Raw genomic sequence first — 16,915 nt, forward strand, 5'->3', positions numbered from 1 at the left:
TCCGTGTTCTATAATTTGCATTCTATTGTATATTTTCCTGAACCTAATTCTAAAGTTGGTTTCGTTCCATCAAAACCTGCCCTAACTTTCTTATTATCAATCTTTATTTCCGAATTTTTAGAAACGGGTAATTTTATTGTTGCCGTAGTATTCACCGGAATTTCAACATTCAGAATAAACTTGCCGTCTTTCTTTTCCCAAGACGAAACAATTTTTCCGTAAACCGATTGATAGTCCGCTTTCGCGAAAGTCATATCGCCCACTACTTCCGGCTGAATAAAAAAATGTTTGAAGCCCGGTTTTTCTGGATCGGCCATAATTCCGGCTAAACTTTGATAAAACCATTCTTCAATCTGCCCTAGCATAAAATGATTCCATGAATTTCCTTTTCTCGGATCCCATTGTTCTGTTAAAGTCGTTAAACCAAATTTAATCTGAAAACCATAACCCGGCGCATCGTAATGATTGTGCATTTTGTACATGGTTTCGTTCTCGCCGTTTCTCGCCAGAGCCTGGAATAAATAACGATTTCCAACATCTCCAGTTGTCAAACGATCGCCTTTTTCTTTGATGTCAGCCAATAAATTCTGCATTACAGCCTCTTTATATTGAGGCTCAACGATATTCATAAAAATCGGAACAGCATTGCTAAATTGACTGTTTGTTCCATATTGCTTCGTTTCTGGATTGAAAAATTTTGCGTTAAAAGCCGTTTTAATTTCAGAAGCCAAATTTTCGTATTTCTCGATATCTTCCGTTTTTCCCAACATTTTAGCTGCTTTTGCCACTAAATAAGCACCGTAATAATAATGTGAAGTAGCAGAAAGTGCAATCGGACTGTTTTTTGAATAGCCTGCTGCATGCGTTCCGTAATCGTACCAGTCTCCTAATCCGTGCGATACGATATGATTTTCAGCTTTTGTACCTAAATAATCCACATACTTTTTCATTACAGGAAAATATTTTTCCAGTAAAGAAGCGTCGCCGTAATATTCATAATACATCCAAGGCAGAATTACGCCTGTTACACCCCATTCTGGGGAATCGGTAAAGTCACCTCCAAAAATTACATATTCCGGAACGATGGTCGGAATTAATCCGTTATCGCGTTGTGAATCAGAAATATTCTGCATCGTTGCAGGAATGAAAGTCTCTAAATTATAATTGAACATTAAACCAGGTCCGTTCAAATGAATCTCTTCCAGCCAGCCTAATTTTTCACGTTGCGGACAATCCGTAAAAACACTTTGGAAATTACTTTTTATCGAATTATTAATCAACTCGTGTGTTTTATTGAAAATCTCATTCGAACAGGCAAAACTTCCTGCTTCTCCTGCAGAATTGTAAATGAAATTCGATTTTAAATCAACTAAAGTTGGAAGTTCCTTATTCTTATCTTCTTTATAATTAATATTTTCAATTTGAACGTATTGATAGCCATAGAAACTGAATTTTGGCGTCCATTCTTCGACGTCTTTTCCTTTTAAAGTATAATCGTAATAGTATGGTTTTCCGGATCTTCCCTGAGCAATTGTTCCTTCTTCATTTAAACCTTCGGCTACCCAAACACGAATCGTCTGTCCTTTTTTTCCTTTCACTTTGATAGTTGGAAATCCCGAAAGATTCTGTCCCATATCAAAAACATAGAAATTCGGTTTTAACTCTTTTACGGTTTTAACTTCGTATTGCTTCTGAATTGTAACCGGCGGTGCAGTCTGCGGTCTTAAAACTCCTTTTGGAGCTTCCTGAATTACAACTTTTTTCCAATCAGCATCTTTGAAACCTTTCCTGTTCCAGCCTTTTTGCTCTAAATTGGCGTTATAATCTTCTCCACCAAAAATACTGTTGTACGTAATCGGACTTTTACTGTATTTCCAGCTTCTGTCTGACTTTATGATTTCTTCTGAACCGTCTTTATAACTAATTTTCATTTTGAAGAATAAAGTAGGCGGGCCAAAACTCACGAAGAATTTGGTATATCTTTCAGCAAGTGTATTGTACATTCCGTTTCCTAACAAAACACCAATTACGTTATCGCCTTTTTGAAATTCTTTTGAGCTTAATTCGTAAACATTGTAATTAACCGTTTTATCATAATCTGTCCATAAAGGTGTAAATTGACTGTTTCCAACTTTTTTACCATTGATAGTCAATTCATAATGTCCTAAACCTGAGATATAAACAACTGCTTCTTTGATTTCTTTTTTTACTTCGAAAGGTTTACGAAGCATGATACTTCTGCGTGACAGCGAATCTGAAGCATTGATAAATGAATTCTTTTTTTCTCTGTTGAAAGTGGCTGTGTGGTAGTTTCTTCCTTCCGGCAGATGACTGTCGGCTTTGGTAATCGCCCCAATCCAAATCGGATTCAATTCTGATTCTAATGAAGCCGTTCTGAAAGAAGCTGTTTTACTCCATTTAGAAATTTTTCCAACCTGATTCCAAACTTTCACTTTCCAGAAATATTTGGTTTCACTTTTTAATGGCTTTCCATTATAAACGATATGCAGATTTTTATCTTTATTTACTCTTCCAGAATTCCAGATATCTCCATCGTCATTATTTAATTTTTCTTCCGAAGAAGCAACCAAAATCAAATAAGCAATTTGTGATGCATCAGATTCTTTCGAAACCAGCTTCCAGCTCAGCTTCGGTTGATTTTGAACAACTGCTAATGGATTGTCAGCCATTTCTGTTGTTAAATGTACAGGCAAAATTTGTCCTTTAGAAACTAAGGTTACTAAAAGACAAATTGCTAATACTATGTTTTTGAAATTCTTCATTTCGTATTGTTGAGATTTTGAACGCGGATGAAACGGATTCGCTATCGCGAAGACGCTGATTGACGCGGATTTTATATTCTAGCTATTAAAAAATAAAAAATCCGTTTTAATCTGTGTTTTTACGAAGTAAATCCGTTTCATCCGTGTTCAATTTTATAACTTTTTCGTTATCAACGATTCAATATTAAATACTGCTTCTGGGATTAATTTTCCTGTTTGAGGCAGATCGTCGTAATCATCTGTATCTGGTGCTGTGTCCGGATTTGGCGTATATCTTTGTTCGCCTGTGCGGAACATAATTCGCTCAAAACCATCTACCGGAGCATAAAAAATTCTCGTTGATTCTTTTTCGTCGTTTACTTTTACAGTGTACGAACGGGTTTTAACGTTCAGTTTTACATTTACTTTATATTCCTTTCCGGTTTCGTATTTGGCAATCGTATTGAAACGCGCTCCCGTTTTTGTTTTCAACTGCCCATCCGAATCAAAAGTTAATCTTACGGCTGGTAATCCTTGTTTATTCTGAAATTCAACTTGTAATAAACCGTGATTATTCTGCTCTGGTTTAACCGTAAAGGTTACTTCCATTTTTTCCGCAAACGGAATAACACGTTCTGCTCGGGCATAATCAAAATAATCTTGATCTCTTAAAGTCAGCCATTTTTTGCCGTCTTTCTTTTCGATTTTGGTTGAAGCCCAAGATAAATCGTAGGTATTCCATAACTTTAATTCTTGTCCGTCAGGAAGATTACTGAAAATATCATTTGCATTTTCTGTCACAACCGAAGTAACCGGAACCGGAATCGATGCTACCCAAATATCTTCTTTGTTTACGCTGTAGCTTACCCAAAGTTTTCCGTCAGGCGGAGTTCCATCACCTTCTGAAATACCACGAACATATTGAGGCCCTGCCGATTTGTAGTTACCGCCGTAACGCATCGGACTGATTTCGCCATGAACTAATAATAAATCTTTATAATTCAATCCGTCATCACTTGTTGAAATTGCCAAAGGCCAGCGGTATTCTGATGGATTATAAACGGTCGCATAACGATTATCAGACGTTTTTTGTCCCCAGATTTTAGCATTGCTGTTTACAAAACCGGGAGCACGAAAGGGAGTGTATTCCCATGTTTTTCCGCCGTCTCTACTGATCGAAGTCAAAGCGTGTTTCCATAAACCTACAACATCACCATTTGGCAGATGATACGAACTTAAAGCTTTGTAAGGTTTCTTTAGCGGAATCAATTCGTCGTCACGATCGGCTTCTTCTACCCATTGCTGTAAAACCAACGGATCAGATAAAATTTCTTCGCAGGCTTTTTTCAAACCTTTGTCTTTTGCCTGTGTATAAAAGGGAAAAGCCGATTTCGATTTATCCCAAGATTTATTGTATCGGATGAAATAAATTTCGCCAAAACTTCCGTCTTTTTTGATTTCACGAATAACACGTCCAATTCCTTTTCCGTCGTTTGGGTCGTCTTTTTCATCCATCGCAATTCCGTAATACGCCAAAGCAAAAAGTCGTTTGTCTTTTGAAGTGTAAAAACCCATTCTCTGGTGCATAATCGCATCCAGATTTTTAGCAACGCCTTCTACACCCTCTTTTTTCCATCCGTCAGGAATATGATAAATTGGGAAAATTACTTTTGGCATTTTCCAGCTTACACCGTCTTTTGAAGTCATAATCAGCGTTTGGCTTGGCGGAATATGCTCGCCCGCAGGATCGCTTAAATACTGCAGATAAAAAGTATCATTCCAGTACGCCATTGTAGGTTGATGATTGTATGTCCAGCCAAAACCATCGGCTTTTTCCGGATGTTCTCTGCTCGCACGCATAATCTGCGTAGCGTGAACTCCAACTGCCGGACTTAACTGCCCGTGATGATAATCAACATTTGAAAGTGTTTTACCAACGTAACGAACGGTGTCATTCTGCGCATTTACAGCTGTACCAATCAATAAAATTGTGGCTGTGGTTAAGAGGTTGGTTTTTATTTTTTGGAAAGCAATCATTGTGTTTTATTTTTTATTCTGATCAGACCTAACAGGTTTTAAAAACCTGTTAGGTCTCGTTGCGAATTATTTCTTTTCAATTAATCCTTTTAAAACTTCTTCAGAGATTGTGGTAATAGTTCCATGTTTGTGTCCTTCGGGAAGACTAATTTTTGACGAAACATCTTCAAAATGAACAAAATCTGAAGTGCTTAAAGCTTTATAATTTTTTGAACCGTAATTATCATAATACAACAGCCATTTTTTACCGACCTTCACTACCGTTGGTCCTTCTGATAAATATTCTGTCAAAGGCTCAGAACTTTTGCTGAATGGTCCTAAAGGCGATTTTCCGAAAGCTACTTTTATGTTTCGCATGGGTCTCGTGTTGTCTTTCAAAACCAAAACATAATCTTTTTTGCCTTTCTTTACAATCACACAATCAATTACACTGAAACCAGGTTCGTAATACAATTTTGTATCCGAAAAAGTTTTAAAATCTTTTGTCGTTACATAATACATTCTGTGATTGTTTTTTTCTTCTTCCACACCTTTTTCAAATCGGAACGGAATTGTCGATGCCCAAATAATGATATATTCTTTTTTGACATCATCGTAAAAAATTTCCGGCGCCCAAACGTTTACCACTTCAGGTTCGTTTTTCATTACCGGAATATATTCTTGTTTTGACCAATGAATCAAGTCTTTTGAACTTGCATATCCAAAACCGTTTCCGCCTTTCCAGTCGGTTGTCCAAACCATGTGATAGGTTCCGTCTGCTCCTTTTGTAATTGAGGGATCACGCATGATTTTACTTGCGCCGATTTCAGGTTTTAAGAATGATCCTTCCAGACCTTTCCAGTTGTAACCGTCTTCGCTGTATGCCAGATATAAACCTTCTGTTGCTGGTTCACGAAATGACGTGAAAAGGTATAAATCTTTCTTTTTCTGCGAATAACTAACCGCAAAAAGGAAAAAGGTTACTATGATGACTATTTTTTTCATGTTGTCTAATTAAACACCAATTTCACTAATTAGCACGAATTAAATTGGTGTAAATCCGTGAAATCTGTGTTATATTATTTTGAATTTCTATTCTGTAATTGCTTTTTTATCTAAATCTTTTCCTTTTTTAACTGATGTTGTTACATTGTTAAAAACATTATTTTTTAAGAAAACATTCTTTGTTTCTTTTCCGTTTGCTTCGATGAAAACATCCGTAGCATTGAATGGAAAATTATTATTAATCAACACATTAGAAACATTATCTAATTTGATAACCGGAACATTTTTAATTGCTGTTGAAGATCCAACATTGTCTAAAATGATATTTTTTGAATCTGATATTTTGAAAGAAGAACCAATCGTTGCATTTACTTTTACATCGTGAAATTCAACATCTGTAGCCGTGTTAACTGTAAAACCTTCTTTTCCGTCCATATTGATGTTGGAGAAAGTGATGTTCTGAATTGGCATTTCGGTAATTCCTAAAATTTGTCCTGCTTTGTTCACATTTGAAGCCGTAATATTGCTCATGTGAATGTTTCTGAAAATCGGTGTTTTCTCGGTTACAGGTTCTACTTTAGTATCTTTATCGTAGAAAAGGCTTAGTACAATTGCTTCTTCTTTAATGTTTTTCATTACGATATTATCCACACGAATATCTTCTACAACACCGCCTCGTCCGCGTGCTGCTTTGATACGGATTCCGCGATCGGTTCCGTCGAAAACACAGTTTGAAATCGTGATTTTCTTGATTCCGCCCGACATTTCACTTCCAATAACAACGCCGCCATGACCACTTAACATGGTACAATTGGTAATCGTAACATTTTCAGTTGCCTTTCCGTATTTACGTCCATCGCCGTCTCTTCCTGATTTAATCGTAATGCAGTCGTCTCCAACGCTGATATGACAATTTGAAATATGAACATTGGTGCAAGACGAAGGATTGATTCCGTCTGTATTTGGCGAATGCGGATTAAAAATCGAAATTCCGGTTACCGTTACATTATCACAGAATTCAGGATTGATCGTCCAAAAAGGTGAATTTTGAAACGTAACGCCTTCAATTAAAATATTTTTACAGTTGTAAGCCTGAAAAAAAGAAGGTCTGAAGAATTTTTTATCAACCGTTCTTTTGTAATACGGCTCTGTGTAAAGGCCTTTGTTTTGCTCTTCCCACATGGTTTGGTATTTGGTTGGAGGAAGCGGTTCTTTGGCTGTTTCGATTCGGTAAACTTCATTCCACCACGCTTTTCCTTGTCCGTCGATTACACCTCTTCCAGTAATGGTGATATTTTCTACATCTTTGGCATAAAATAATGGCTGGAAACTTTTCATTACAATTCCTTCGTAACGCATTTCTACATAAGGCAAATAGTCATCAAAATTTTCTGAAAACTTTAAAAGTGCTCCTGAATCTAAATGAATCGTGATGTTGCTTTTTAGAGTTAATGCTCCCGTAAGATATTCCCCAGCAGGAAAAAATATTGTTCCTCCGCCATTTTTAGATGCTTTTTCAATAGCGTTTTGAATGGCTTGGGTGCATTTTATTCCTTTGTTGTTTCCTCCTTCGTTTAGAATATTTAACCAACCGTCGTTTGCGAAAGCGGTGTTAAGACCAGTTATGAAGCAGAGAATTATTAGTATGTTTTTCATGGTTGTGTTATTTTCTCATTTTTGTCATTTCGACGAAGGAGAAATCTCCGTTAGTAGCTCCGCATGATTTAGCAACTTTGTAGAGTTTCTTTTGAAGATTTCTCCTTCGTCGAAATGACAAGATTGTGGTTATTCGCCACGAATTCACGAATTATTTGTTCCAATCAAACCTAACAGGTTTTTAAAACCTGTTAGGTTTCCCGATAAATTACTTACTAGACTTCAAAATCAAAACCCAGTCATTACCGTCTTCTTTTTTTCCTGCTGGTTGAAAATTTTGAGTCCCTTTATTATCAAATGTTCCTATTTTAGTTTTCTTGCCATTTCTTGGATTGTACCATGTTGCTTCGAATTTATCCCCGGAAATTTTTCCTAATTTGGCTTCAATTATTCTACCGTTGTAGGTGTAAAACAAAGCATATTTTTCTCCTCTTATTGCCGGAATGTAATCGTATTTTTCTCCTTGGTTAACTACTAATGAAACATCTGGAGTTCCTTCTAAAAATGGAAATTCTTCCATTAATTTCTTAATATAAACCATCTGCTTTGATCCTGGTGCATTAATCGCTGATGTCCATAATTCTTTGTTTCCGTATGCTGGTTTATCGCCTTTTCTGAACATCTGCATTACGGCGTTGTGTCCGTACGTATAGCCTGCAGCTCCTGATAGAACTGACCAATATCCGTAACGGCGAATATCATTTGCGGTCCATTTTGGTTGTAAAGTGTCGTGCAAACCATGCGGAATTGCTTCGTAAGATGGTTCTCCATCAAGAGTAGGTTTGGTCGGTTTTAAGTCGAAATCTCTAAGCACAAATTTGTAATTGTCTTCTTTGAAATTCGTTTTTATTGAATCCTGATCATATCTTCTGTGTCCTGATTGGAACATATTGAAATCCAGCCATTTTGCATTGTGAAAATTCTCGGATGAATCGGTTCTTCCAAACGGGTGAAAAGTCACTAATTGGTTTGGATTATTTGTTTTTAAAGTATTCCCTATGGCATTCCAGATATCCTGAAATTCATTTCCGTGCGTATCGCCGCCATTTAACCAAATTACGTTGGTTTTGTTTTTGTATCTGTCAGCCAAGAATTTAGCATATACAATTGCCTGTTCTTTGCTTACTTTATTTCCTTTAGAAACGTTGGTTCCCCAAACCGGAACCATTGCTAAATAAATTCCGTTTTTGCGAGCGACTTCTAATGTATAATCTACGTGATCCCAGTAATCGTATTGTTTTGCATCTTTAAAATCATTTCCTGCCGTAAGCAATGGTTTTGATACGTCTTCATTGATTAAAGCTGGATCGCCATACACGTTAACGGCATTAATATTATGCAGCACCATCACCTGAACGACATTGAAGCCTTTGTCTTTTCTGTCTTTAAAATATTTGTCTACTCCTACTCTGTCTAATTTTCCGAATGCCAGCCAGCCTGTGTCGCCCAGCCAGAAAAATGGTTTTTCATCTCCGGTAACAAAATAATGCTGATTTTTAGAAATTTTGATTTCAGGCAGGGCATCTTTTGTTTTGGCAGCCTGCGAAAATCCGCTTTGTGCTGTCAATAAAAAGCTTGCACTTAGGGCGTATAAATATTTAATTTTCAGATTCATTTTGGTTGTATTTTGAATTTATGTTTTTTGATATTTGCCACGAATTACACTAATTTTCACTAATTTTTTCTTTGCTTTGATTTTTTTAGATCTGCGCAAAATATTTTATTCTCGCAGATTTGCTTCGCCAGTTCGCTATCGCTCGGGTGGCAGATACAGCAGATTTAATTTAAAATTAATTCGTGCTAATTCGTGTAATTCGTGGCAAACCTTTTTCTTTTATTTCTTCACTACAAAAAGTACTTTTTCTTTTATTTCAGCTTGTGGAATTGTTGCTTGTTTTCCTCCACTGATATTGGCTTTTTTGTTGAAAGTTCCTGTTGCTGCGTTTATTGTGTATACTTCGAAAGTCCCTTTTTCGTTTGATAAATCGATTGAAATATCTTGATCGGTTTTGAGATAAAAAAGATAGCTTTTTCCTTTGTTTTCGAGTTTCCAGAGATTGTCTGAAAATGTGTTTCCGTCTACTAATTTCATTTCGCTTAAAGCGGCATAAAACTCAGGAAGTTCGATTTTCGGAATATTTGCCAATGAAGCGCCCGCCATTAAAGCCGGCCATCCAAATCTTAGCGAACCGTCGGTTGAATATAAAATTACCTTTTCAGGATATTTTTCCCGGTATTCACGCACAGCACGATACACTTGATTATCTGTTTCTTTTCCTGTTTTTAATTTTCGGGCGTGTTGTCTTGGTGCTAAATTTTTACCGCCTTCTGGTGCGTAAGCCGATCCGTCTTCTTTGTAATACCAATAACGAATATCAATTGCATCTACTGTTTTGGCTCTTTTGTCATCGTTTAAAATAGCATCCTGAACGTCTTTTGTAGCACTTAAACCAATGATTGCTTTTTTGCCCGTTTCGTCTTTCCATTTTTGAACTTCGTCCAGCCAGAATTCCATAAAGTGCAGCGGACCTGTATATTCGGCGCTTGTTAACTGAATTACGTTGCTGTTTTCTGCAAAATTATCCAACGATTTTCTAATAAAACCTTGGTGTAATTTTCTTCTTGCAGGATTCGTAACATCGTAAAATTGCTCTGCCATGAAAATGCGTTTGTCTCCCGCATAAGGAGGCGGTTCTGGAAAACCAGTGCTGTTGATATTGTTGGCCGAACGCCAAGGTGAACTTGACCAGTGTGCTCCGGCTTCGATAATATTGTGCTGAAAATATTGCTGATTAACTAACAATTGTCCATTCGCTTCTGCCACATTCGCAAAAAGCGACAAACGCTCCCAGTACCAATCATTGAATTTTGTTAAATCGTATTTGCTTAATTGATCCCAAGCTAAATCCTGCCCGCTTCTCGAAAATGGCTGTTCGTAAAACGGCGGCCAAACATCAGCATCAAAACGGCGAACTCTTTCGTGATCGTCCATTCTTCTTTCGTACCATAAACCATAATTGTGCTCTAAGGCGACCATATTATTGGTAGTCAAATAATCTGATACTTCATTGATATTATCTGTAAATCCCGTTCCGGTTCTTCCCGGAACGAATCTGGTAACATCCGGAACTGACTTAGAAATATCACTGTCTCTAAGACTTCCTCTCCACCACGGCACGCTTAATCTGTTTCCAGCGATTAGTTTATTGTCATAAGTAAGCCATCCATTTTTTGTGATTACTTTTTTATCTGAAATTGCATTTTGCGCTCCATTTATTTTTAAATCATTCGCGTTTTTGAGTCCTGAATTGTTTGTATTGATTGGATTTGCTTTTGAAACTTCTGCAATCCATTCTACTAAACTTTGTTTTGGATCGACTGAACTTTTGGTTAATTCCTGAGCCACTTCAACAGCAGGACTTGATGAAGGTTCTGAACCTAAATCATAAATAAATGGTTTCACAGGAAGTGCTCCTAAACGAGTTTCTAATTGTGCATAAAATAAACTTCTCGGGCTAATATGTCCGTTTACATCTTTCCAATGCCCATCTCCAGCCATAATGCCACCCCAAGTTCCAAAAGCCCAATTGTTTGCTGTTGGCGGATTGTAGCATTCTATTTTAGAAGCAGATGTTTCCCAAATCACACTATTTGCTGCGGTCCAACCTGCGCCTCTTCCGTTTTGTTCTCTGTTATTGTAACTTAAAGCGTGACCGTCTATATAAGAAACCTCAAATAAAACTCCTGTAGCCCAGCTTCCAATGGCGCCACTGTTATTAAATGGTAAAAATGATTCGCATTGAATAAATACATTTGGCCCTGTTGTTCCAAAGCCGCCAACTGCAAAATCGTGGTACCCATATTCTGAATAACAGCGTTGAAATAAGGTCTGCTGGCCTTCTGTATAAAAAGTATGACGTCTAAAACCTGCAATTTCAGAAACGGGTTCTGTAGCAATACAGTCTTCAACTGTAATTTGCTGCGCCGATTTTAATACCGAAACCGCTCCGCCGGCAAAATGTTTAAAACTAACTTGTTTTACCCAAGCATTTCTTGCGTTTTCTATGCTGATTCCAAACCATCTATGCTCTTCGTCTTTTGGTTTTGAAGTATCATAAGCTGATTTCAACAAAATATTTTCGATTCCGATTTGCTCAACTCTTCCCGACCAAGAATATGTGTTTACTTTTGCAGTTCCGTAAACATCATCTAAAGCCATTGTCAATGGAGCATTTAGAGTTACTTCATTCCCGTTGATTTTTGTTATAACTCTGTTCCAGGTAATATCCCAGTCATTTTTTTTCCAGCCAACCCAGCCCGTTTCTGCACCAAAATCATCCATCTTTAACTCTTTAATCCAATTATCGGTTAAAGGTTTTGTAATGATAATTTCATCTGATGGTTTTAATTTTGAGGTATTTTTTAATTGGATTGTTTTGGTTCCAAGCGGCGTATAATTGGTATTGAATTCAAAGGTTTCACCGAGTTTTTTATCATCAATTCCTAAAACTCTAATTACAGCTTCTCTTTTTAATCCGGTTCCTAAAAGAATAGTTCCATTTTCATTATTGCCGCTTCCGCGTAAAATAACGCCTGATTTTCTGATGAATAAAGTACCGTTAATTTTAAAAGTTCCTTTGTCTAAAAGAACTGCTCCGCGAAAACCTGATTTATTTGGTTTTAAATTACTTACATAATCAATCGCAGCCTGAATTCTTTGAGTTGCATCTTCTTGTTGTTTTGGGACAAAAATTTTATTCTCGACATTGGGAATTGCTTTTTCTGATGCCATGTATCCTGCATAAGAAAAATCAGGTATTTGATTTCCTTTATTATCTTTTGTGAAAGAAAGTTTTCCTTCTTTGGTTTTGATAATATCAGGGAAATTGGTTTGTGCTGTTGTAATGCTAATGCTGAAAAGCATCACGAAAGCCGATAAAATTATTTTATCTTTTTGAAGAGGAATTATATTTTTTAGTTGATTGAAATTCACTTTAAAAATATTTTTTGTGTTTTATCCTAACAGGTTTTAAAAACCTGTTAGGTATTATATTGTAAGGTCTTGTTTCGAAATTAATTCTAATTTATATTCCTTGAAATACCTAACAGGTTTTTGAAACCTTTTAGGATACGTTGAAATAATAAATATAAAACTTTATTGTAACAATCCCTTTAATTTAGCCAATGTATCCGTGTTATTTTCAGTTTTTGTCCAGTCAATTTTATTGTTTGGATCGATTCCGTTGAAATATTTTTCGATGTTGGTATATCCGTCTCCGTTTGAATCTTTAACTGCATCTGAAGCGTCATTCGGGTTTAACCCAAATTTTTTCTCCCATGCATCTGGAATTCCGTCATTATCAGAATCTTTGTATGCTTTTCCTTTGTATGTTGGATAGCCTCCAACTTGGTCAGGATGTGTTATAATTCCTTTTTTATAAGAATCTGCAGGCAATCTTCTTTTGATATATTCTTTTCCGATATTGTTTTCTAAACCGTCTTTTACTTCGATTTTTCCGGTGCGGACTTGTTTGATGATTCTTTCATCAACTGCATCTCTTTTCGGAATTGTCGCTCCCACATTGGTCAAAACAAATTCATACGCTTGCTCTGCCGACATGATATTAAACTTTGGCATAGAGAAAGGTTTTGGCTCTTTGATAGCTGCCAAAAACTCTTTTGTTTGAGCTTCCGGAAGATCTTCTAATTGTACACCGCCATTCCAGTTATCTGCTGTAACTTCCGGAGAACCTACGATAAAGTTACCTGAAACATACGCTCTTCCGTATTGTTTTGGTTCAATATATCCAGATTCAGGTTTTACGATCCTATGTGCAATTGGCTGATCTGCTGGTGTTATTGGACCTGGTTTGAAGTAATTATTGATGATATTCAGCATCGAGCGATAATCACCTCCGTCAAGGGTACGATTCCACCAATTGAAGACTACGTTATTTACGAAATTGAAGTCGCCATACATTCCGATAGAAGCATTTCTTGAAATGTTGTCTGCCCATAAATTGCGCATAAACGTACTGTTTAATCCGCCAATTGTACTTCCAAAAGCGTGATTATAAGTATCTAAACCTTCCGAAGAAATCGTATTTTGAATCGTAATATTACAAGCTGGTAATTTCTCCAATTTTGATTTTGCATTAGCTGCGAATTGATGTCTGTAAAGAGAAATATTTTCGTCTAATCCCCAGCTTACTGAGCAGTGATCTACGATAATATTTCCCATCGGATTTCCACCCAATGCATCGTCTCTTCTTGTTACTTCGGTTGCACCGCGTCTAAAGCGCATATGTCTGATAATAACGTCATGAGTATCAATTTCTAAAGTTTCTCCTGCAATACAAATTCCGTCACCTGGTGCAGTCTGCCCTGCGATTGTAACGTAAGGCGCTCTCATGCTGATTCTTTTTTTCAATTGAATAATTCCCGAAACATTGAAAACAATCGTTCTTGCTCCAACTGCTTCACAAGCTTCACGAAAAGTTCCTTTTCCGCTGTCTTCTAAACTGGTAACTACAAATATTTTTCCGCCACGTCCACCTTGTGTAAATGCTCCACCACCTTCGGCACCTGGAAAAGCAGGAATATCTGCTTGTACAAAATCTTTAGGATATGAAGCCCAAGGTAAATAGGGTTTTCCTTGCTTTGCTTCTTCTCTGATTATATGAAGATTAGCATTCCAAATTTCGCTCAGTCTTTTTTCTTCGTCAGCTAAAACTGCATCTGCTTTTTCCTGAACTGGTTTTGGAATTACTGGATATTGCGCATAAGCAGATGATACAAGAGAACAAAATGACAACGCCATAAATGTTCTTTTTAAAGTACGGTTTGGGAAAATAGTATGCATTGAATTGTGTGTGGTTGTAGTTAATAGTTTTTGGCGTAAAGTTTAAGAGATTATTCTTTTGCAGTAGAATCTTTTGTTTTACTCTTCTCTCTTTCTTCGATACGTTTGTGCCAGTCAGCACTTTCTTTGTTTAAATCGTAACCTTGTTTTGATAAATAGTTGTTGATTCTTCCTTTATATTTACCAAACCAACCGTGTTTTTCTTTAGATGATCCACCGTCCATTGCATGTTCTCTGGCTTCAACTAAAGCTTTGTAGATATAGTCTTTTTGTTCTGCCGTTAAATTTGGAAGCATATCGTTATAACCTGCAACTGTTATAGGAAGAACGCCATATGTCATTCCGTCTTTAACTTCAGTTATTTTGTCTTCTGATAATTCTTTACCTAATTTTTTAAGGTAAGATTTATGCAATTTTGCAATTGATTCATCTGCTTTTACTTTCAGTTTATCAATCTTTTCGTTTTGTTTTTCTTTGGCTGAGCTTGTATCTTCTTTTACTTTTTTGATTTCAGCATCTCTTCCATCCTGAATTTCAGTTAAATCTCTGAATTGTTGTGCAATAATATTTGAAACCGATTTTTCTTTCGCTTCGTTTTTTAAATCTAATTTGGTAACGATTTTTGCAGCTCTTTCGTTAGTAACCTTTACATATTCAGGATCTAAATGCTGTTGTGCATTTAAAGTTGAAAAGGCAAAAACAAGCGATAATAAACCAGCATTTATTTTATTTAGTGCCATGATTTTATTTTTTAGTTATTTAAAAACATTCTTGCTCATTACTAAACAAGAATGTTTTCAAAAATTATTCCTTATTTTAAATCTAATAAAGGTCTAACTAATGTTTCTTTATTATTAGCTAAATCTTTCCAGTTTACTTTTATAGCTGGATTCACTCCGTTGATATAATCTTCGATATTAGAATATCCATCTCCGTTTAAATCACCTTTTGCATCAGATGGATCATTCGGATTTAAACCGTATTTTTTCTCCCATGCATCCGGCATACCATCTTTATCAGTATCTACGTAAGGTTTTCCTTTGTATTCTGGATAACCTCCCACTTGAGAAATATCTGTAATGATTCCTTTTTTATAAGAATCCATCGGTAAACGTCTGTGTTCGAATTGATAGAATTCTTTTTTCTCTAATCCTTTTGCATATTCTGGAACTCCAGTTTTTACAGTTCTTACGATTCTTTCGTCTACTTTATCTCTAATTGGTAAAGTTGCACCAACATTTTTAAGAACGAATTCATAAGACTCTTCTGCAGTCATGAATTTATTGAACCAAGGCATTGGAAAAGGTTTGTCAACTTTCATTTTAGAGAAGTATTCTTTTGATTCCTCATACGTCATCAATTCGCCTTTTTTGTTCTCCAACTGAATTCCGCCGTCCCAGTTGTCTTTGGTAACTTTTTCGTTTCCGTTAACAACATTTCCATTAACATAAGCTCTACCAAAAACCATATAAGGCAATTTACTTCTTCCTGATTCTGGTTTTAAGATTCTGTAGCTGATTGGCTGTGTTAAATCGGTAACCGGACCTGGTTTGTAGAAGTTGTTGATGATGTTGTAATTTGCTGTATAATCTCCACCATCTGTAGATCTGTTGTACCAGTTGAAAACTACGTTATTCACAAAATTAAAAATTCCGTTCCAACCGATAGAAGGATTTCTTCCTGCATTGTTAGCCCACATATTTCTCATAAAAGAACAGTTTTCTCCACCCAAAGTACTTCCGAAAGCATGATTGTAAGTATCTAATGCTTCTCCGAATAAACTATTTTGGATCGTAATATTTACAGTTCCAACTTTAATGTCTGGGTAACCTGGCCCTGGATTGTACATGTGTCTGTAGATTGACATATTTTCGTCTAATCCCCAAGTTGCAGAAACGTGGTCAATCATGATGTTTCCAACAGGATTTCCTCCAATAGCATCATCACGACGGCCTACAAAAGTTTCTCCACGACGGAAACGTACGTGTCTGATAATTACATCATGCGTATCAATCCAAGTAGATTCTCCAGCGATACAAATACCATCTCCTGGAGCTGTCTGCCCTGCAATTGTAATGTATGGTGCACGAATAATTAATGGACTTTTAAGTCTGATAATTCCGGCAACATTAAATACCACTATTCTTGCTCCACCTTTTTCGCAGGCTTCACGTAAAGTTCCTGGTCCGCGGTCTTCTAAACTTGTTACCGTATAAACATTTCCGCCACGTCCTCCAAACGTATACATTCCACCACCCTCAGCACCTGGGAAAGCAGGAATTTCTGCCTGAGGTAAATCTGTTGGTCTTGCTGCCCACGGAATATAAGGTTTACCATGTTTTGCTTCTTCTTCAATAATAACTAAAGCTTTTTCCCAAGCTTCATCAGAAAGTCTTTGAGCTTCTTCTTTAATTGCTTTTTCCTGCGCCTGAACTTCTGGACTTATCTTCGGATATTGAGCAAAACATTTTGCACTTCCTAAAAAAAGCAGCGATGATGCGATAAATAATGCGGAATTTTTCATGTTAATTTCTTGTTGTGGTAATTCTTTTTAAACAAATCACCTGTATCTTTTGACGAATACAGGTGAAAAGTTTTATATGATAATTCTTTT

General features: G+C 36.5%; 9 protein-coding genes. All 9 read right to left on the bottom strand.

All coding sequences use genetic code 11. From position 1 onward, the window contains the following. Positions 1-8: 8 nt before the first annotated feature. The 9 genes from ASE40_RS06100 to ASE40_RS06140 all read right to left on the bottom strand — a co-directional run bounded on the left by ASE40_RS06100 (position 9) and on the right by ASE40_RS06140 (position 16,825). Positions 9-2,783 carry a glycoside hydrolase family 78 protein gene (locus ASE40_RS06100; protein ID WP_057116081.1) on the bottom strand — a complete coding sequence of 925 codons (2,775 nt, stop codon included), beginning with the start codon at positions 2,781-2,783 and terminating at the stop codon, positions 9-11. Between the two features lie 153 nt (positions 2,784-2,936). Continuing rightward, on the bottom strand, positions 2,937-4,799 hold the full coding sequence (locus ASE40_RS06105) for a six-hairpin glycosidase (protein ID WP_057116082.1): 1,863 nt from the start codon (positions 4,797-4,799) through the stop codon (positions 2,937-2,939). A gap of 66 nt (positions 4,800-4,865) precedes the next feature. After that, positions 4,866-5,783: a glycoside hydrolase family 43 protein gene (locus ASE40_RS06110; protein WP_057116083.1), complete on the bottom strand. Its 918-nt coding sequence runs from the start codon at positions 5,781-5,783 to the stop codon at positions 4,866-4,868. A gap of 87 nt (positions 5,784-5,870) precedes the next feature. Further along, positions 5,871-7,439 (bottom strand): glycoside hydrolase family 28 protein, encoded by a 1,569-nt coding sequence (locus ASE40_RS06115; RefSeq protein WP_057116084.1) that lies wholly within the window; start codon positions 7,437-7,439, stop codon positions 5,871-5,873. 208 nt (positions 7,440-7,647) lie between these two features. Continuing rightward, positions 7,648-9,054, bottom strand: a complete 1,407-nt coding sequence (locus tag ASE40_RS06120) for a glycoside hydrolase family 140 protein (RefSeq protein WP_057116085.1) — start codon at positions 9,052-9,054, stop codon at positions 7,648-7,650. A 219-nt stretch (positions 9,055-9,273) separates the two neighbouring features. Further along, a complete protein-coding gene (locus tag ASE40_RS06125) occupies positions 9,274-12,432 on the bottom strand; it encodes a DUF6298 domain-containing protein (protein ID WP_082586761.1) in 3,159 nt (1,052 codons plus the stop codon). A 162-nt stretch (positions 12,433-12,594) separates the two neighbouring features. Next, positions 12,595-14,301 carry a hypothetical protein gene (locus ASE40_RS06130; protein ID WP_057116086.1) on the bottom strand — a complete coding sequence of 569 codons (1,707 nt, stop codon included), beginning with the start codon at positions 14,299-14,301 and terminating at the stop codon, positions 12,595-12,597. Between the two features lie 50 nt (positions 14,302-14,351). Further along, entirely contained in the window at positions 14,352-15,041 is a 690-nt protein-coding gene (locus tag ASE40_RS06135; RefSeq protein WP_057116087.1) for a DUF3826 domain-containing protein, read from the bottom strand. A 71-nt stretch (positions 15,042-15,112) separates the two neighbouring features. After that, entirely contained in the window at positions 15,113-16,825 is a 1,713-nt protein-coding gene (locus ASE40_RS06140; protein ID WP_057116088.1) for a hypothetical protein, read from the bottom strand. Positions 16,826-16,915 lie beyond the last annotated feature (90 nt).

Source organism: Flavobacterium sp. Root935 (assembly GCF_001429295.1).
Lineage (GTDB): Bacteria > Bacteroidota > Bacteroidia > Flavobacteriales > Flavobacteriaceae > Flavobacterium.